Below are 17,803 nucleotides of genomic sequence, written 5' to 3' on the forward strand. Positions count from 1 at the left end.
AACGTTTCAACTTTCCAACTTTCTAACTTGACAACTCTTGGCGGACAACGGACAAAAAAACGAGCAATTGATATTGCAATTTAAAAACGTGAAAGCGCTGCTTAGGTGTTCTTGACCAATACCCCAGCTTCTCGCTGGATCGGGAGAACATCTAAAATATCAGTTTGGGCGCAATATTTAAGGTCTTCGAGACAGTCCAGACGTAGAAGTCGTTGCCCGTGGCTGGCATGGTGGAACAATTCTAGTAAATTGTCCTGCCACTGGCGATAAAGAGCGATCGCGCCAAACACTTCATCATTTCCCATGTCTACATTTACTTTGTCTGCAAGGGCAGAAGCGATCGCGCCAGCACACACCGTATCCTCTAGGGAAAAACTGCCTTCCCAACCAGAACCCAACAACCATACATTCTCTGGTTGCCGATCCAGAAGATACTGCACTGCTGCTTGACGATTTATCAAGGCAGCCGCCAGAACAACAGGAGATTCTTGCACTCGTTGCAAGGCGCGGGTACCATTCGTGGTACTGATAAATAACCGCCGTCCCTGTACCCGTTCTGGGGTGCAATCAAGCGGAGAGTTGCCCAAATCGCAGCCAGTTACCTTAGCGCCACCTCGTTCTCCAGCACGCAGCCGCAGATCCGGCTGCCACTCTTCGCTGAAGAGCATCAATTTTTCCATATCGCTGAAGACTTGGACAGCCTCGGCACCAGCGTTTAGCGCTGTAGCAATGGTAGTGGTGGCACGGAGCACATCGATAGCGATCGCGCAGTCGGGAACACTATCCGGGGGCGTGAGTTCAGGGGTATGGTAAACAAATAATCTCACAAGCTAACTACACCTACAACGAAAGCTGCCGAGTAACATCTTACCTTTATCAGTGTCACTCAATAGCAACGCTCATGCTAAGGCGTTGCACCTATCCCTTGGCAACATCTAGCTATTATTTATTGAGCCTCGGTTTTTATGCTTGTTTTTCAGGCTATTTGCGTTATTTAATATTATTCTTAAACCCTATTCCTGTTAATTTTGCCGATCTAGCTTTAAATATTTTGTCTTCTCAATTTAGGTAGCCGAAAGTCTCGCCAAAGCTTCCTTCATTGCTGGTGGCAACTGGCGCATAATCTTACCCTTGTCCCGGTCAACGACTACCAAAGTAACTCGCGCCGTAGCAAATAGAGTTTGTCCATCGGTAGATTGAATTTTGTAATCCCAATTAATTCGTACACCCTCGATTTCTGCCATCCGCGCCCTGACCACAGCCGTCATTCCCATCTGAATCGGTCGGTGGTAGCGCAAAGAAAGATCGACAACTGGCATATCGCATCCCAAGGCTACCAGCTCGGAAAAGTTGATGCCAATTGAGCGCAAGCATTCCACCCGTGCTTCTTCCAACCAAGCAATATAGGAACCATGCCAGACAATGCCAGCATAATCAGTGTGGTGAGGTTGCGCCCTTACTGGATATTCAAACCAGTTCTCAGTCGTTGCTGTCAGAGACAGGTTTTCGATAGCCCCCGTGGGTGGCAGTGATGGTGTTTGTGGTTCTTCTGACACGTTGCCAATCTTCACTCAATACACGATCTGGATTTTAACAGAGTCATCGGGAAGTTCCTACTTGCAGAATTGGCAGTACAAGTGGGGATGATTCGTTGGCTTTTTTACTAAGGGGGTGGGAGAGGGGTGAGAAATGTGTAGGGTTGATGCCTTAGCAAAATTGGAATATTTGACAACCCACAATAGCAATATCCAGCTAAAGACGGAAATCTGCTTTTTGAACTAGCCCCATACCGAAGGCCGTGATACCTTTAAAAATGGTGCGAGCGTCCTGTAACAACAGGACGAAAAGAAAACCTCTGGCGGAAACTCGACATCTTCTAAAAGCCGAGTGTAAAGATTATAGATATTTAGGATACAATCCTATAATGAGAATCGTCCGCCAGTATCGAGTGCGCCCAACTCAACACCAGTTAGTTACAATGAAGGAGTGGATAGGAGCGCTCAGATGGCAGTGCAATTATCGGTTAGCTGAAGGCTTTAAGTGGTGGAAGCAAAACCGTTGTAAAATTGGCGGCGATGACACAAGCAGTTGTGCGATCGCACCGCTAAAAAACAGTCCAAACTACTACATCCAAAAGCGCCACTTTAAAAAAACCAACGAGTTATTCCCATTCTATAAAAACATTTTTTTTCATTGGTTACAAAACTGCGTTGAGCAGGTGGCAATCCCTCGATACAATCGGAAAGCCCAGAACCAAATTGAGCGATTACAGCCTCAGTTGTATCGCCATCAGGGCAGTAAGCATCAAGTTAAAATCCAACAACTTGAATTGGCACCTGTAAAGCTGGCTTCCCAACGTCAAAATTTTCGCTCCCAAACTGCTAAGTGGCTGTTGAAGCAATTGATGGTTGTTGATAAAGACTTGAATACCAAAAAACTCGCTCCAAGCAAATTGACATTTGTTACTGGTGCGGTAGAGGAGCAATTCTTATCTATCGTAGCGATCGCAACTGCGGTGGAGAGCAACTTACCATTTGAATGCTTGAATGCGGCAGGGGAGAATTGCCTATCGGCGATACATCAAAAAGATTTTGGCGGCGATGCGGTTTTCAAGCCGCAGGCTGACAGATGGTATTTCTGTCCTAATTGCGGACAGGATCTCGAAGGAGATGAAAGCGCAGTTAGGAACATGGAAAAAAAAGCGGTGGGCATCTTGTCTGGAGGTCGGATCGGGAGAGAAAAAAAAGCTCCCGTTGAGGGAGCATCCCTGTTTTGGAAAAACGCCCGCCGACTAAAGGATACTGTTGGTCAATTCCCGAAAGGGCAAACCCTTCCCCGAAACAGGGAGGGGGTTGCAGGCTCCCCCTTCCGAGAACAAAAATTCTTCCCCCTCTTATACAGAGGGGACTGGGGGATGGGGTTGTCTGACGCTAACAGTATCTTAAAGTCGTGGCTCTCGCGTCTAAGCCTGCTTTTGCGGGCTTTAGGTAAACCTGGGTCGGCAGGCTTAGACGCGAGAGCATCAAGGCAAAAAAGCCTGTGGGTATGTATGCAAAATTGGGATGCAGCCCTTGTTGAAACGAAAAACCCCAAAATAACCCGTCAGCTTCAGCAGGGGGATATGTCACCGAAAATCGGGTTAAGTCGTCCGCTAAGCAATTTTGTTTAAAAATCAGAGTCTGGAGGTATCTTTCCATGTCAATTCGTCTATATGTAGGCAATCTGCCCAAAGAAGAAGTAGACCGTCAAGAGTTACAAACGATGTTTGGGGAAATGAGTGATTCCGTTTCCACCAAAGTGATTAAAGACCGTAAAACTGGTAAATGCCGAGGGTTTGCTTTTGTAACCGTGAAAACGGATGAACTGGCTGATGAAATTATTGAAAAGTTCAACGGTCAGATGTTCAAAGAAAGCCCTTTGAAAATAGAAAAGGCATTGCCGAGAGCTAAGGGTGAAGGGGAAGAGGAGGCTCCCCGTCCCCCAGCTCCAGCTCCCATTAAAGACAGCAACAAAGCCAGCGGTGGTGGCGAGCGTAGCGGTGGTGGCGAGCGTACTGAGCGGACCAGCGATCGCCCAAGCGGCGGCGGCGGCGGTCGTCGTGGCGGCAGCAAGAAGTCTCGACGCTCCGATAATGCTGCTGTTAATGTTAATCCTGATTCGGACGCTTTTCAACCAGATCCCCGCTGGGCTGGGGAATTGGCAAAGCTGAAGGAACTTTTGGCTGCACAAAGCAATTAGCCATTAGTCACCAAAAACTTGTAAGGTGGGCAATTTGTTAGGTTTTAACAAATTGCCCACCTTACAGTTTTTAAACCTGCAAACGCCAACAGACTACTGAGTAATTGGAACTTGCAACCAGTCTTGCAGGTGGTGTTGTAACTGCAATGCAAATTCTGGTCGCTGGTTAAAATGTTCGGTACGAACGGGCTTGCGATCGCTATCCAGAGTCCAGCCGTAATCGCTGCTTAAGCGTAATTTGCCCTGCCAGTCAGCAACTGAGACAATTAGCGCACTGGCAGGGCTATTGTCTATTCCTTGAACCCGAAACACGTAGTTAAAGGTATTCTGGCTGGCGGCTGCAACCGTGGAAGGCTGACCGCATTTTAGAGCAAGACGCGATCGCACTTGCTCTGTTAGGTCTGGTTTCTCTAAATCTAAGAGAGTTTTTACTGCTAAGGTCAGAGCAAAATAAAATTCTTCAACAGGAACAAATTCAAGCTGCATACACACAATATCGGTTGTAACCGTTTGCATCTTACCGAAAAAATGGGTCTAAAGCGCCGCACTTTTAGGGACGTTCGACGAGTTAAAAGCTGCAATTGGTGTTTGAGTCTAGAATCCCCTGATGTTTACGCCGGAGAGTGTCAAAACTAATGGTTGTAATTGTAAGAGTCGGTGTAAGACAAAAGACTTAGCGGTAAATTAACTAAATCCAAACGTTGCTGCTGTAAAGTTATCTCAGGCATTGCCAAACCAAATCCCTGTCCATAATCTGCACCCAGTTCCCGGCAGAATTCAATATCTTCGATATCCTCTAGCCCCTCTGTCACCACTTTGATGCCAAAATTGTGAGCAGAATCTACTAAACTTGTGAGCATAACCTGCTTGAGAGCATGCTGACTGCAACCATGCACCAGTCGCTTGTCGATTTTAATTACATCTGGACAAAATTCCATAAAGTAGTTATCAGTAGAGGCGCAAGCGCACAAATCATCTACCGCAATGCCAAATCCCCACTCACGCAAGCGGTTGATATTCTGCAACAGTCTTGGACACCTCAGCAGAGCTTCCACTTCGGTTAATTCAAATACAATTTGTTCTGGTTGTAGCCCCAAATCTAAAATTTGCTTTAAGTTTTGATCTAGAGAATTTGCATCGCGAATAATCGCATTAGGTAATATATTAATAAAAAATTTTTGATTACTTTTAGTAGCAGCAATTGAGTCCAAACAAATTGTTCGAGCTAATTCATCAAACTCACAAGCCAACTGAGTTGATATAGCTGCTTCAATCAATTGATAACCGTTGAAGTCTGCTTCCCCATCGTCTTTGGCGCGTGCTAGACATTCATAAGCGATCGCTTCGCCGGATGAAAGGTCAAAAATTGGCTGATATTTGAAAAATATACGCTGCTTTGATAAAACATGAAAAAACCAACTGTATTTAACAGCCTTGGTAATTGTCACTATCGGTTGAGCTTTTAAAAAGTCTACTAGTAAACTTGGCAAATCGCAGAGCGATCGCGCAATAAAAAAGCGCGATCCAGCTTGGCTAATTTCAGAAAGCGCCTGACTGATATTTAAGAAAATACTGGCTACCTCATTCCGACTATCTATACTTCTATAGAAAAGTTGAGGAAGGACAGGAAGCTCCTGAAAACCAACTTTACAAAGACAACGACTTGTTTCCCAGTCATCTGGTTGAATAATTAAATAAAGCGGGTTAATTTTTGGCATTATAGCGGATACAACCATTTATTTAAGTTATGTAACAAGATATACAAAACTAAAAAATACATTACGAAACCTCAAAGTATCTTCTATCTGAGGGTGTAAAAGGTATTACCAAAGGTACTATAAGTTGAATTTTTAAAAATGGGAAGAGTGCAGCCCAAATCGTTAGATTGCAGTAGCTTATGAGAGACAGCGTTGCCTCTTATGGCAAATTTCTCAGTATCAGAGTAATAAAAAGCGCACCTAGATAGTAGACTGACTGCAAGCAGCCACAGCCTGGGTATTGACCGGGGGCATAAATTCTAGGGAGTTTTCACAATGAGCGCAGAACAAGATCCGGTTAAGTTAATGAAACAGGAAGTAGGTAAGGCAGCCGCCGCCCGCGTCCAGTCTGGTACGATTGTGGGGCTGGGTACAGGCTCGACCACGGCGTATGCGATCGAGTTTTTAGGCGATCGCATCAAAAAAGGCGAACTAAAAGACATCAAAGGCATCCCCACCTCATTTCAAGCCTCAGTGCTGGCAAAACAGTATGGGATACCCTTAACCACGCTGGATGAAGTTGACCGCATTGATATTGCTATTGACGGAGCCGATGAAGTCGATCCGCAGCACAACTTGATTAAAGGTGGCGGTGCTGCTCACACCCGCGAAAAAATAGTAGATGCCCTGGCAGAGCAGTTTATCGTCGTCGTAGATAGCTCTAAGATAGTTGACAGACTGGGTTCCACCTTCCCTGTCCCAGTGGAAGTGATACCCCTAGCGATGACCCCAGTCATGCGTGCCATCGAAAAATTAGGTGGTAAACCAGAACTGCGAATGGGTGTGAAAAAAGCGGGGCCAGTGATCACAGATCAAGGCAACATGGTTATTGATGTGAAATTTGACAGCATCGACAACCCAGGCGAATTAGAAAAAACCCTGAATAACATCCCCGGCGTTTTGGAAAATGGCTTGTTCGTAGGGGTTACAGATTTAGTGCTAGTTGGTGAAGTAGTAGATGGTAAACCTGTAATTCGCGAACTTTAGCGATCGCGTAGCACAGCTACTTCATAGTTGGGGCTGAGGATTTCTTTTCCCCCCCAACCAAAATTACAATTATTGGCTACAATTTTTCCGGGATGAACCCCACCTTTATATGCTGCCCGACAGAGGATGAGGGATTGACCGCCTTCGTAACCAGCCACTATAAACCCTGCTGGAACTTGTCCATTAGATGCAGCTATCCAATTAATTTTGACGCTCCGGGGTGCGGTGAGAACTTCATAGTTGGGTTGCAGAACTTCCTGTCCTCCCCAGCCAAAATTACAATTATTGCTGACAACTTTGCCTGGATGCACCCCATTTTTATATTCTGTTCGACAGACGTACAGGGAACTGCCATTTTCCTTGCCACCTACCACTGCTCCTCGTGGCACTTGCCCGTTAGATGCAGCAACCCAAGCAAAGGAAATTTGAAGTTGGGATAGATTCTGAGCCAGAATAGTAGAATTAGATGTCAGAATTAAAGTAATTGGTAAAACAGAGAGCGCGGCGACACGGATACTTTTTGTAGTCATTGTTTCCCTTAAAAATGATTTTGTTGACTGATAAGCACAAGTCTTTTGAATCGTGTGAAAACTCTTAGTTTTGTTAAACTACAAGCGTACTCATGCCGCTTCCTGATTAGCTCGTATTTATGATGCAATATCGTCGCTTTGGGCGGACAAATTTACAGATGCCAGTGTTTTCCTGTGGGGGAATGCGCTACCAGTTTAAGTGGCAAGATGTCCCGGCGTGGCAAATTCCGGGCGAATATCAAAAGAATCTAGAGGCAACGATTTGCCGCTCATTAGAAGTTGGAATTAATCATATTGAAACTGCTCGTGGATATGGCACCTCCGAGATGCAGTTGGGGCGCATTCTGCCAACTTTTCCCAGAGAAAAGTTAATTGTGCAGACAAAAATCAGCCCTAAGCCAGACGCTAAGGAATTTCGGCGGGACTTTGAAAAGTCGCTCTCTTACCTGAAGTTAGATTACGTTGATTTATTGGGGCTGCATGGTATTAATACCCTCGAATTGCTGCACGATAGTATTAAACCGGGTGGCTGTCTTTCTGTGGCACGGCAGCTACAAGATCAGGGCAAGGTTAGGTTTATCGGCTTCTCGACTCACGGGCCGACCGATGTTATTGTCAAGACGATTGAAACCGATCAGTTTGATTATGTCAACCTGCATTGGTACTACATTAATCAGTTTAATTGGACAGCAGTTGAGGCGGCTTCTCGGCACGATATGGGCGTTTTTATTATCAGTCCTTCGGAGAAAGGAGGAATGCTATTTAAACCGCCGCAAAAATTGGTGGATTTGTGCTATCCCCTCAGCCCAATCGTGTTTAATGATTTGTTTTGTTTGAGTCATCCGCAGGTGCATACTCTCAGTATTGGGGCATCAAAACCGCAGGATTTCGAGGAACATTTGAAGACTTTGCCGCTGTTGGAGAAAGCGGAGTCAGTTTTGTTGCCGATTTTAGAACGTTTGGAGAAGCAAGCGATCGCTACTTTCGGCGAAGACTGGGTGAAAACCTGGCACGTTGGCTTACCCGCACCCGAAGAAACTCCCGGCGGGTTGAATATCCAGGTGATTCTGTGGTTGAGAAATCTTGCGATCGCCTACGATATGATTGACTACGCCAAAATGCGCTACAACCTGCTAGGCAACGGCGGTCACTGGTTTCCAGGCGCAAAGGCAGACCGAGTGAGAGAACTAGATTTGCGCCAATATCTGGCACATAGTCCCCACGCTGACCAGATTCCCGCCTTACTTGAAGACGCGCATCGGCTACTCGGCGGTCAAACTGTTAAAAGGCTTTCGCAACAATAAGAGAGTGAGGAGTTTTGAATTATAACTCCTCAATATTCCCCATCCCCCATTCTCCATTCCCCATTTCTAAATTTCAATGTTGCGATCGCCTAATTATACTAAGCTGCCTTTTACAGAAACCTATAGTGACATTATCGATGTCCGCTCACAAAGCGAATTCACCGAAGATCGTATTATAGGTGCCATTAACCTGCCCGTTTTGAATGACGAAGAACGCGCCAAAGTAGGAACACTCTATAAACAATGCCCTTTCACCGCCCGGAAACTGGGAGCCGCCCTAGTCGCCCAAAACATCGCCCAGCACCTCACCACTTACTTTGCAGACAAAGAAAAAGACTACCATCCCCTCATCTACTGCTGGCGTGGCGGACAGCGTTCTAACAGTTTAGCGATGGTCGTGAGCCAAATAGGTTGGCAAGTCACCATCATCGAAGGTGGCTACAAAACCTACCGCGCCTATGTGCGCGAACAACTGGAACATCTACCAGAAAAATTTACCTACCGGGTGTTAGCGGGAATGACTGGGAGCGGCAAAACCCACATCCTGCGCCACTTGGCGGCCCTTGGCGTTCAAGTGCTGGATTTGGAAGGTTTGGCTAACCATCGCGGTTCCCTGCTGGGTGAAGAGTGGGAGAGTGGGAGAGGCGAAGACAAGGAAAAAAAAGCGTTGTCCCCCCAATCCCCAATCCCCAGTCCCCAATCCCCAGCCCCCAGCCCCCAGTCCCAGCCCTCGCAAAAACACTTTGAATCGCTTCTGCTGCACCAATTGCAAAGCTTTGACCCCAACTTGCCAGTATGGGTGGAAGCGGAAAGTAACAAAATTGGGCGCGTTTATTTGCCCAAATCTTTGTGGAAACAGATGCAACAATCTAGTGGTGTGGAAATTGAGCTACCTTTAAATGCCAGAATTCAGTGGCTATTGCAGGAATATCCCCAATTGATTGCTCACCCAGAAGTTGTGAAGGGGAAACTAGAAAAGCTGAAATCCCGCTATGGTGGGGAAAAAATCAAGGAGTGGTACAGGCTCATTGATGCCCAGCAAGGGGAAAATTTGGTAGGAGACTTGTTAGTGTGTCACTACGACCCCAGTTATAACCATGCTATTCACCGCTGTTTCCCCAAAATAGAGCGGGTGCTTTCTCTGCGAGATTTGTCCGATGCTAGTGTTACCGCATTGCTGAAAGAGTTTTGAGGTTTAAATTTTGTGCAGTAACCAACCCTTCAATTGATAGCCCAAATTCCAAAATACAGAAGCCCCAGCTGATGTTCTACTTTGTGACACCAGTGGAGCTGAGGAAGCACTTAGGAGGTATCTTGCAGTCTAAGTTATCCGAAGAAATGTCAATCAGTGCAGACTTTTAACAAGTTCTTAATTGTTAGTTAGCCATTGGTCAGAAAACGTTATATAACCTCAGCTCCGCTCTTTTTTCAGTTCTCGGAGGGCGGAATCCGCTCTCTGAGAGTCTTCCTTGTGTCCCTGACGACGGAAGAGATCGCGGGCTTGCTCAAAGGCAGCGATCGCGTCTTGAATGCGATCGCGCTTTTTGAGTGCTGTTCCCAAATTATAGTAAGCTTGTGCATCCTGCGGCGAGATTTCAATCAGCCGCCGATAGGCGACAATCGCCATCAGAAAATCCTGCTGCTTCATCAAAACATCAGCCACTCCAGCCTGTGCTTCCACTAAATCTGGTTGCAACGAAGCCGCTCGTTGATAAGCTTCTAAAGCACCATTCAAATTATTCTGTTCTTGTAAAAGTTTGCCAATTTGGAGATTTATTTGAGGATTGCGCGGTTCCATCTGCGCTATTCGTTGTAGGCCCGCAACTCCATCTGCAACATTGCCTTGCTTCAAGTAAGCGCTTGCCAAACTTAACTGCAAGCTGGTATCCTTGGGAGCCAGCGCCACAGCTCGCTGGAAAGCCTGAACAGCTTCTCTGGAACGCCCTTGCTTCATCAGGGTGGAGCCAATAAACTTGTGGGCTTCCAGATTTTGCGGATCGAGCGCGATCGCGCCTTGATAGGCTTGCATCGCCCGGTTATAATCTCCTAAACGCTGTAGCACCACTCCCAACCCCAGATAAGCATTGAGATTTTTACTGTCCAGCCCAGTAGCACGCGCGTAAGCAGCAGCAGCACCAGCATTGTCTCCTAACTGCCCTAGACTGTAGCCCAGTGCATACTGGAAATCAGCATTCTTAGGTTCGAGAGTGACAGCCTGTAGATAAGCGTTAGCTGCTTGGCGGTAATTTCCCTGAAGTGCCTCTAAATAGCCGATAGCAGAAAAAATCCGGGGATTGTTCTTATCCAGTTCGGCGGCTTGTTGATAAACTTTCAATGCTTTGGCGATCTCTTTTGCATCCACCAACTTACGCCCTTGGCGCAGCAGGTTATTCACCTGTTGGTTGCTTTTTACACGAAGTGAGTTCATCGCTTCAGAAGCGTGAACGACTGGGGGGTGTACAGTGGCGATTCCTGCCAACAACAAGGAACTGGCTGCTATGATGGTCTGTTTTTGCACGGTCAATCTTATCTTAAGTTTCTACTATTGCTCAGTGCTACGACTGCGATCGCATTGAACCCATAATGGCAAAATCTGGATCTATGTCCTAAATTTACCAAAGAAGGTTTTTTGAGGACAGTAAATGATTGTAACAATAACTGATGTCATTCAGGCATCTGTAATTTTTTGTTGGGATTCGGGAGGCAAGAGTGCGATCGCACTCTTGGTTATTCGCTGTGTATTTGAACCGGAACAGCTTTGACGCGATCGCTTCTCCTGGTAATTCGTCCTACGCCTCTTTTAAAAAGGGGAGCCGATGCCGTAATTGCAATTGATTTCAATCCCGCCACACACAATCGTAGTGCTTACCCGCAACGGGATTTAAGCCCCTGCCCGGCTTACATTTTACCCCATCCGGATACATTTATTAACACTCCGGTAATTTGTTGCTCATTCCCGCCACAAGAAGTGCTGTAAAGCTCAGGCAATTTTATTACTTATAGCTAACAAATTTCCCACTCAATCAAAAACTTATTTCTCAAGATGTATAGACATTTAATAACCCTTGTTTCTAACGATAGATATAGCCTATAAAATTGTTATTTCTAACGATAGACCTAATACTTCTTCCGACTGGCAGATGCAGCAAATAAAATAACGCCCTAAATTTAACTCAACGGGTGAAGAGCAAGAAGAAGTAACTTTAAAAGGGCAAGGGAGATAAATCAGTTATGTCATACGCAAATCGGGAAGATAGGGTTGCTGTTCAGGCTCCTGTAGGCAATCAAATTGTTGAGTACCATGACCGTGTAAGATGGGGCCCAATCATTGCAGGTATTGTCACTGCTTTGGCTACTCAACTGATTCTTAGCGGCATAGGAATTGCAATTGGTGCTACTAACATTGCAGGTTCAGGCGCACCTAGAAGTGATGCACCTGATGTTGGTCAAGCAGTGGGAATCTGGTCGATTATATCTTTATTCCTTTCATTGTTAGTTGGTAGTTGGGTAGCAGCCCGTGCCAGTGGCCCGATGAACCGCAACACAGCTATGCTTAATGGAGCTATTCTTTGGGCTACTACTTTGGCATTAAGTTCATGGTTATTGGCTAGCGGAGTAACAGGTGCGTTCGGCATCCTGGGGTCAAACGCTGGAGAAATTGTTAATCAAGTACAACAACCAGGCGGCGTTGATATACCTAACAATGCACCTAATGTGGGCGTAAGTGCTCAGCAAGCTCGTAACATTGCTGGTAACACAGCTAAAGCAGGTTGGTCGTTTACAATTGGTTCTCTATTAGGTTTAGCAGCATCATTGATTGGTTCTTCTATTGGTGCGCGTACCCCCCGCACTTATACATAGGAATTTGAGTAAAAAATCAAATCCTTAAGCTTGTTTTTGGCACTTTTGAAAGCACTTTAAAGTGCTTTTTTTTGTATATAAATTTCTGGTTAATTACCTCCAAGGCAACCTCTCCTTGCTCCAGGAAGAGGATATAAAATGCTTTTTTATACTAATCACCCTACCTAAGACTTTGAGCTTGTTTCTAGTCAGTTATCGGTTGCGGCTATAGCGTCCCATTAGTTCGGCGGCGGCGAGAATATGACCATCCATTGCCGCTTCCAACTGGCTTTTAGTTACACCCGATGCCAAATCTAAGACGCGATTTAAAGCATAGAGTCTGAAGAAGTAGCGATGCGTACCGCTGGGAGGACAAGGGCCACCATAACCTAAATTACCAAAATCATTTTTTCCTTGAGAGCCGCCATATTTCACGTTGGCTTCAGTGGACACAGCTTCGGGTAGCTGGAGAATTTCCGCTGGCAAATCGTAGAGAACCCAGTGAACAAAAATTCCTGCTGGCGCATCCGGGTCATCAACAATTAAAGCAAGACTTTCAGTACCTGTTGGTGGGGTAGTCCAACTCAGAGGAGGAGAAATGTCTGCGCCGTCGCAGGTATATTTAGACGGTATTAAACCATCGGCAGAAAAAGCTGTACTTTTAAGTTTCATCGTCTTTACTGCGAGTTTTTGACGATTGGTAGGGGTAACTGGCAAATTGCTTAAATTGGTAAAATTGCAACTTCCTGTTAGTCAACCCTGCTAATCCCAGTAGATTAGCGCTTTGTCGCTGAAAGATGCGTCGTCCTTTGGGATTAAGCACGCTTAATATTTTGCCGTTGTGCGAAGAACAATAATCGCACTCAGAGATTCTTCAGGCTACGGCTTTCGTCCCCGAACAACTTTAGCTGGCTGTTTTCCACAATCACAATGCGCGATCGCGATCGCATTTGCTCAATCAAAATAAATATAAGTTGAAATTTTTACTTTCCCAGCTTGGTCATCGTGGAAAGCGATCGCAACTGGTTGCGCTGGTATGATGCTAATAGTAACTGGATTATTACTCCGCAAGAGCGAGAAAGTCAACGGCTTGAGAGATTAGCAGAACAACTACGCGACCTTGACGTTGAACCCTATCTAGATGATGAGATGGAGTGAGGTAAAGGTAGGGACGCCATCGGCACCACTGGATAGGTGAAACTTTCTTGCCTTGATTGCTTTAGCAATTCTAGCCACAGATGTTCTTCTGAAGCGTGTATGTAGAGCAACGACGTTCATCTGAGCTTGGGCTTGGCAAACACATCTTATTCTGAAACACCCACTGAATAAGGATTTCGGCTTTTGAGTATTTTTGCTTAGTTTTTTTGAACCCATTAGCCAGTAGGACTTATAGATTTTAGATGCGTTTGCCCTGTTAGTTTGGGATTTTTGAACCTGTTACTTTAGTGAAATTTCTGGGAACTCTAGGTATAGAGTATCTGAGATTTGTCAGTCAATCCTGTATTCTCAAAGCCCCCTATGGCTAATTAACTGACAGAAATATCACCTTCACTATATAAGTAATGGAGCTAAAGCAATATGTTTTTTCTTTACCCAGCTAAAGGAGCAGTTTATGTTCCCAACTGTCCTTTTAGTATTGAAAAAGATTACTCTCTTCAAATCAAATATTTATCACGCAAAGAGGTTAAATTAAATGAGTGTAGATATTTAATTCAGAAGTCTGTAGATACTCAAGTATTAAGTTTTTTCTTAATATATGGAAACGAACCAGTTGCCAACGAAGAACATAAATTGTTTTTGCAGCAATACTTGACAATAAAAAGTCCAAACATTATTAATTTATTTGTTGAGTCGTTTAAGCTTCAGAATTTCAAACAATCATTAATCAACTTAGAGAAACTCGAAGAAGAATATCAAATATTTGATAGTTCTTTCCAAACCTTGGTTACTGCTCTTCCTGTAAGCTTAACTAGATTAGTTACAGTTAACAGAAGCACAGATCAGACTAGCGAAGATATACGAAAAAGTTTTCTTAAAAACTTTTTGGGAAAAAATAACTTGGAATTTAGACTTACCAGGTGATGTAATTCAATTATTTTGAACTCAAGGGTAAAGGCAGATGGCAACAATAAGCTAATAGTTAAGAAAGGTATTGAGTATTCTGTTGAATTCATAGAAGGTCGAATACATATAAACTTGAGTTACACCAACTTATGCAGAACAACTAAACCAGTTATAGAATTAAAGTTGCAAAATCCTATTGACCACAAAAAACATAAGCTGATAAACATAAAGACAGGTAAATCTCTATCTCATGAAGTTAAAACTATATCAGAAATAAAAGATTCTGAAAATATATTTGAAACTTTTGATACAGCTCAAGCCTTTGAAGAGAGATTCGGAAATATTCGCTTTTCACAAGAAAAATTTTATTTTGAGCAAACGAACTTGAGAGAAACAATAGAATTAATAAATGAGCTGCAGGCTAATTATAGTAATATAACAAGCCTTGTTAATTTTACTAACCTCAATCAAATACCTTATTCCGCGAATATTATTCTAAATAGTAAAAAATTCGTTTTTGCAAATGGTAAAATTCATTACACTCCCGTCGAAGGTTTGATAAATTCAGGTTTATTGCAAATGCCTATTACGTTTCCGATTAAATTAATCATATCAACCGCAATTGTTTTTAGGGAAGGCATTGAAAAGATTCTTGATAATGTTAATGCCAGACTTTTTTTTATACAAAGAGAATATTTCGCCACTTACGAAAGAAGATGTTATTTTATTCGATTATGAAACATTTGATATAAATAAAATATCTGAAAACATCAAGAGCAGCAATTCTAGCTATATTGTTCATTTAATTAATCCTCTTCATGTTAAACAGTCTGATATTTTAGGTATAAACCAATTTGAATCCGTAAATAAGCAAATTGTAAAAGCCCTAAAAAATAAATATAGTCAATACATAATCTTCAATGATTTAAATAAGTATACCCTGGCAAATGTGTTACTTAAACTAGGCATGAAGAATAAAGCTATCCCCTGGAAAATAAATAGTATTGATCCTCAAGATCCCCAACATATCTTTATTGGTATAGACTTGGGACACGACCATAAAACAAAATCTACTAATCTTACAGTAACGGCGATTGATAATCAAGGCTGGTTAATTGACAAATTTACTAAGAAGGGGCTGCAACTCAATGAAGTTATTGATTATGAAATTTTGCTCGAAGCCTTTCTATATCTTTCTCATAAATTTTTAAATAAAAACCAGCAATTGACTATACATCGCGATGGCATACTCAAAGAGGTGGGGGATTTACATAAAGTAATGAAAAAAATTAACATCAATCAATACAATTTAGTAGAGGTTATAAAAACTGGAGTACCGTTAATTGGTTTTTATTCAAACTATCGAGGTCACAAAACATATTTAGACGGTTTCCAAGGATACTATGTTTATACAGAAAATTTATCCTACTTGATAACCAATGACCAGTCATTAAAAACAAAAACTGCACCTAAGCCTTTAAAAATAAGGAGAATATATGGTTATAAACAAATCACAGAACTAACAGAAGAAGTTTATTGGCTTACAAAAGCGTATTCTCAGAATATCTTTGAACCAACAAAGTTACCGATAACCATACAGAAAGCAAACAATCTTTCATACAGTGGCGATCTTATACAGTTTACAAATCAATAAGCTAGCTACCTACCCGTGACAGTAGGTATAACATCAGACCTCTGGCACTTAAACGCTGAAGTATTTTGCTGTTGGATGATAGGCAATAATCGCAGCGCAGCTTGTTCGGGATACAGTGATTTGCTTTCATCCATGTAGAGATGGATGCGATCGCATTCACTTCTAAGCGCTAACACACCCCAACCACATCAGCAGTGTGTTTCCACAACCATAGTGCGAGACGCGATCGCCTTGGCACAATCAAAATATAGAAAAGACAACTGACTCAGCACAACGCATGACCACAACAGCAGTCAATCTCTATCTAGAAGGTAACTTTGCGCCAGTACGGGAAGAAATAGCAGCAGATAACCTGAAAGTAATCGGCGAACTACCCCCCGATTTATCCGGGATGTTCGTGCGAAATGGCCCAAATCCGCAGTTTTCACCAATCGGTAACTATCACTGGTTTGATGGGGATGGGATGTTGCACGGAGTGCGAATCAACAACGGTAAAGCTGAATATCGCAACCGTTACATCCGGACGCGGGGATTTAATATTGAGCGCGAAGCGGGTAAGGCGATTTGGACGGGGATGATGGAACCGTCACGAGGCAACAATCCTTACAATTTTCCTAAAAATACTGCTAACACGGCTCTGGTGTGGCACGATGGGCGACTGCTGGCGCTCTGGGAAGGCGGTGAACCTCACGCTATTAAGGTTCCCAGCTTAGAGACATCAGGCACTTACACTTACGACGGCAAACTGGCTTCTGGTTTCACCGCTCATCCCAAAGTAGATGCCGAAACTGGCGAAATGATGTTTTTTGGCTACTCGTTTGCTCCGCCTTACCTTAAATACAGCGTCGTTTCAGCAAGTGGTGAGCTTTTGCGGACAGTTCCCATCGACTTGCCGATGGGAGTGATGATGCACGATTTTGCCATCACCGAACACTACACGATTTTTATGGATCTGCCGCTAACCTTCAGCATGGTACGAATGCAGCAGGGTAAACCAGGGTTGATGTTTGAACGCGATCGCCCTAGTCGTTTCGGCATTGTCCCCCGTCATGGCGACAATAGCAACATCCGCTGGTTTGAAAGCCCTCCCTGCTACGTCTTCCATACCCTCAACGCCTACGAGGAAGAGGATGAAGTAGTGCTTGTCGCTTGTCGCATGAGTTCCACCAGTGTCTTAACGACTGATATGACACCCGGTGAAAATGAGGGAGACGCTGCGCGTCTGTACCGTTGGCGGTTTAACCTCAAGACGGGTACTGTAAAAGAGGAAATGCTGGATGATGCGCCATCAGATTTTCCCCGTCTGAACGAACAGCTAATGGGACGACCGATGCAATACGGTTATACCGGAAAGATGGCAAATAATCCTATGCCTTTGTTTGAAGGTGTTATCAAGTATGACTTCAGCAGTGGTAAGTCCGAAACTCACAAATTCGGACGGGGACGCTATGGCGGTGAGGCGGTATTTGTTCCCCGTCCTAATGCTACTGCTGAAGATGATGGTTGGCTTGTCACCTTCGTTCACGATCGGGAAGCAAACACTTCTGAACTGGTAGTCGTGAATGCCCAAGATGTGACATCTCAACCAGTGGCGCGGGTTCTCATTCCTCAGCGCGTCCCTTACGGCTTCCACGGTGCATGGATTTCTGAAGAACAGTTGGCTAGTTAGCGTAAGTTAGTCCCCAGAATGTGAAACCCAACAAAACATAGGCATTTGTTGGGTTTTTCTACGTAGGACATGGCATTGCCATGTCCTGCCATGTTATTTGCGTCATAGACGGAGCGACCAGCAAAGGCAATAGTAAAACGCTCCCGCCGGAACGCGCGTCAGAAGCCGAGGGTAAGAAATAGACTGCGCGTTGACAGGCTAATGAACCCGGTTAGCACATATGTAGTTTATTCACAAATGAGAATATTTTGCATATATCT

General features: G+C 44.1%; 20 protein-coding genes. 13 read left to right on the forward strand and 7 right to left on the reverse strand.

The annotated features are described in order from the left end of the window. Positions 1-101: 101 nt before the first annotated feature. Both H6F63_RS06850 and H6F63_RS06855 read right to left on the reverse strand, forming a co-directional pair. Positions 102-827 carry a 2-phosphosulfolactate phosphatase family protein gene (locus H6F63_RS06850; RefSeq protein WP_190635994.1) on the reverse strand — a complete coding sequence of 242 codons (726 nt, stop codon included), beginning with the start codon at positions 825-827 and terminating at the stop codon, positions 102-104. A gap of 237 nt (positions 828-1,064) precedes the next feature. Continuing rightward, positions 1,065-1,556: a thioesterase family protein gene (locus H6F63_RS06855; RefSeq protein ID WP_190635995.1), complete on the reverse strand. Its 492-nt coding sequence runs from the start codon at positions 1,554-1,556 to the stop codon at positions 1,065-1,067. 368 nt (positions 1,557-1,924) lie between these two features. On the opposite strand from H6F63_RS06855, the gene H6F63_RS06860 reads away from it, so the two are divergent. Both H6F63_RS06860 and H6F63_RS06865 read left to right on the forward strand, forming a co-directional pair. Then, a complete protein-coding gene (locus H6F63_RS06860; protein ID WP_190635997.1) occupies positions 1,925-3,169 on the forward strand; it encodes a helix-turn-helix domain-containing protein in 1,245 nt (414 codons plus the stop codon). 26 nt (positions 3,170-3,195) lie between these two features. After that, positions 3,196-3,738 carry an RNA-binding protein gene (locus tag H6F63_RS06865; RefSeq protein WP_190635999.1) on the forward strand — a complete coding sequence of 181 codons (543 nt, stop codon included), beginning with the start codon at positions 3,196-3,198 and terminating at the stop codon, positions 3,736-3,738. Between the two features lie 93 nt (positions 3,739-3,831). Here the strand turns inward: H6F63_RS06865 and H6F63_RS06870 are convergent, their stop codons facing one another. Then, the gene (locus tag H6F63_RS06870) at positions 3,832-4,224 is read right to left on the reverse strand and encodes a hypothetical protein (protein WP_190422164.1); all 393 of its coding nucleotides are present in this window, start codon (positions 4,222-4,224) and stop codon (positions 3,832-3,834) included. Between the two features lie 146 nt (positions 4,225-4,370). Then, entirely contained in the window at positions 4,371-5,474 is a 1,104-nt protein-coding gene (locus tag H6F63_RS06875) for an EAL domain-containing protein (RefSeq protein WP_190636001.1), read from the reverse strand. Positions 5,475-5,771: 297 nt separating this feature from the next. Here H6F63_RS06875 and rpiA point away from each other — a divergent pair, with 297 nt between their 5' ends. After that, positions 5,772-6,482 (forward strand): ribose-5-phosphate isomerase RpiA, encoded by a 711-nt coding sequence (gene rpiA, locus H6F63_RS06880; protein ID WP_190636003.1) that lies wholly within the window; start codon positions 5,772-5,774, stop codon positions 6,480-6,482. Here rpiA and H6F63_RS06885 read toward each other — a convergent pair. Further along, positions 6,479-7,012 carry a DUF3421 domain-containing protein gene (locus H6F63_RS06885; RefSeq protein ID WP_190636005.1) on the reverse strand — a complete coding sequence of 178 codons (534 nt, stop codon included), beginning with the start codon at positions 7,010-7,012 and terminating at the stop codon, positions 6,479-6,481. The two genes, rpiA and H6F63_RS06885, sit on opposite strands and share 4 nt — an antisense overlap. Before the next feature lie 122 nt (positions 7,013-7,134). Here H6F63_RS06885 and H6F63_RS06890 point away from each other — a divergent pair, with 122 nt between their 5' ends. Together H6F63_RS06890 and mnmH are read left to right on the forward strand one after the other, a co-directional pair. Continuing rightward, positions 7,135-8,316: an aldo/keto reductase gene (locus H6F63_RS06890; RefSeq protein WP_190636199.1), complete on the forward strand. Its 1,182-nt coding sequence runs from the start codon at positions 7,135-7,137 to the stop codon at positions 8,314-8,316. A 76-nt stretch (positions 8,317-8,392) separates the two neighbouring features. Next, a complete protein-coding gene (gene mnmH, locus H6F63_RS06895) occupies positions 8,393-9,508 on the forward strand; it encodes a tRNA 2-selenouridine(34) synthase MnmH (protein WP_190636007.1) in 1,116 nt (371 codons plus the stop codon). Positions 9,509-9,727: 219 nt separating this feature from the next. On the opposite strand, the gene H6F63_RS06900 is transcribed toward mnmH, so the two are convergent. After that, positions 9,728-10,834 (reverse strand): tetratricopeptide repeat protein, encoded by a 1,107-nt coding sequence (locus H6F63_RS06900; RefSeq protein WP_190636009.1) that lies wholly within the window; start codon positions 10,832-10,834, stop codon positions 9,728-9,730. Positions 10,835-11,074: 240 nt separating this feature from the next. On the opposite strand from H6F63_RS06900, the gene H6F63_RS06905 reads away from it, so the two are divergent. Together H6F63_RS06905 and H6F63_RS06910 are read left to right on the forward strand one after the other, a co-directional pair. Continuing rightward, complete coding sequence (locus H6F63_RS06905) at positions 11,075-11,293, forward strand: hypothetical protein (RefSeq protein ID WP_190636011.1); 219 nt, start codon at positions 11,075-11,077, stop codon at positions 11,291-11,293. Between the two features lie 254 nt (positions 11,294-11,547). Next, positions 11,548-12,177, forward strand: a complete 630-nt coding sequence (locus tag H6F63_RS06910; protein WP_190636013.1) for a hypothetical protein — start codon at positions 11,548-11,550, stop codon at positions 12,175-12,177. A 192-nt stretch (positions 12,178-12,369) separates the two neighbouring features. Here the strand turns inward: H6F63_RS06910 and H6F63_RS06915 are convergent, their stop codons facing one another. Beyond that, the gene (locus H6F63_RS06915) at positions 12,370-12,828 is read right to left on the reverse strand and encodes a YbhB/YbcL family Raf kinase inhibitor-like protein (protein WP_190636015.1); all 459 of its coding nucleotides are present in this window, start codon (positions 12,826-12,828) and stop codon (positions 12,370-12,372) included. Positions 12,829-12,997: 169 nt separating this feature from the next. Between H6F63_RS06915 and H6F63_RS30415 the strand changes: the two genes are divergently transcribed. The 6 genes from H6F63_RS30415 to H6F63_RS06940 all read left to right on the forward strand — a co-directional run bounded on the left by H6F63_RS30415 (position 12,998) and on the right by H6F63_RS06940 (position 17,543). Next, on the forward strand, positions 12,998-13,123 hold the full coding sequence (locus H6F63_RS30415; RefSeq protein WP_277876359.1) for a hypothetical protein: 126 nt from the start codon (positions 12,998-13,000) through the stop codon (positions 13,121-13,123). A 29-nt stretch (positions 13,124-13,152) separates the two neighbouring features. After that, on the forward strand, positions 13,153-13,314 hold the full coding sequence (locus H6F63_RS06920) for a hypothetical protein (RefSeq protein ID WP_190636017.1): 162 nt from the start codon (positions 13,153-13,155) through the stop codon (positions 13,312-13,314). A 420-nt stretch (positions 13,315-13,734) separates the two neighbouring features. Beyond that, positions 13,735-14,238 (forward strand): hypothetical protein, encoded by a 504-nt coding sequence (locus H6F63_RS06925; protein ID WP_190636019.1) that lies wholly within the window; start codon positions 13,735-13,737, stop codon positions 14,236-14,238. A 15-nt stretch (positions 14,239-14,253) separates the two neighbouring features. Next, complete coding sequence (locus tag H6F63_RS06930) at positions 14,254-14,958, forward strand: hypothetical protein (RefSeq protein WP_190636020.1); 705 nt, start codon at positions 14,254-14,256, stop codon at positions 14,956-14,958. Further along, on the forward strand, positions 14,885-15,874 hold the full coding sequence (locus H6F63_RS06935; protein ID WP_190636024.1) for a Piwi domain-containing protein: 990 nt from the start codon (positions 14,885-14,887) through the stop codon (positions 15,872-15,874). The genes H6F63_RS06930 and H6F63_RS06935 overlap by 74 nt, the downstream gene beginning before the upstream one ends. Before the next feature lie 277 nt (positions 15,875-16,151). Beyond that, positions 16,152-17,543 (forward strand): carotenoid oxygenase family protein, encoded by a 1,392-nt coding sequence (locus H6F63_RS06940; protein ID WP_190636026.1) that lies wholly within the window; start codon positions 16,152-16,154, stop codon positions 17,541-17,543. Positions 17,544-17,803 lie beyond the last annotated feature (260 nt).

The organism is Trichocoleus sp. FACHB-40 (genome assembly GCF_014695915.1).
In the GTDB taxonomy this organism is placed as follows: Bacteria; Cyanobacteriota; Cyanobacteriia; order Cyanobacteriales; family FACHB-T130; genus Funiculus; species Funiculus sociatus.

Coding starts and splice junctions, on each gene's coding strand:
- H6F63_RS06870 (WP_190422164.1), bottom strand. CDS start 4,224: ATGCAGCTTGAATTTGTTCCTGTTGAAGAATTTTATTTTGCTCTGACC.
- rpiA (WP_190636003.1), top strand. CDS start 5,772: ATGAGCGCAGAACAAGATCCGGTTAAGTTAATGAAACAGGAAGTAGGT.
- H6F63_RS06875 (WP_190636001.1), bottom strand. CDS start 5,474: ATGGTTGTATCCGCTATAATGCCAAAAATTAACCCGCTTTATTTAATT.
- H6F63_RS06940 (WP_190636026.1), top strand. CDS start 16,152: ATGACCACAACAGCAGTCAATCTCTATCTAGAAGGTAACTTTGCGCCA.
- H6F63_RS06890 (WP_190636199.1), top strand. CDS start 7,135: ATGCAATATCGTCGCTTTGGGCGGACAAATTTACAGATGCCAGTGTTT.
- H6F63_RS06910 (WP_190636013.1), top strand. CDS start 11,548: ATGTCATACGCAAATCGGGAAGATAGGGTTGCTGTTCAGGCTCCTGTA.
- H6F63_RS06885 (WP_190636005.1), bottom strand. CDS start 7,012: ATGACTACAAAAAGTATCCGTGTCGCCGCGCTCTCTGTTTTACCAATT.
- H6F63_RS06925 (WP_190636019.1), top strand. CDS start 13,735: ATGTTTTTTCTTTACCCAGCTAAAGGAGCAGTTTATGTTCCCAACTGT.
- H6F63_RS06865 (WP_190635999.1), top strand. CDS start 3,196: ATGTCAATTCGTCTATATGTAGGCAATCTGCCCAAAGAAGAAGTAGAC.
- mnmH (WP_190636007.1), top strand. CDS start 8,393: ATGTTGCGATCGCCTAATTATACTAAGCTGCCTTTTACAGAAACCTAT.
- H6F63_RS06860 (WP_190635997.1), top strand. CDS start 1,925: ATGAGAATCGTCCGCCAGTATCGAGTGCGCCCAACTCAACACCAGTTA.
- H6F63_RS06915 (WP_190636015.1), bottom strand. CDS start 12,828: ATGAAACTTAAAAGTACAGCTTTTTCTGCCGATGGTTTAATACCGTCT.
- H6F63_RS06935 (WP_190636024.1), top strand. CDS start 14,885: ATGCCAGACTTTTTTTTATACAAAGAGAATATTTCGCCACTTACGAAA.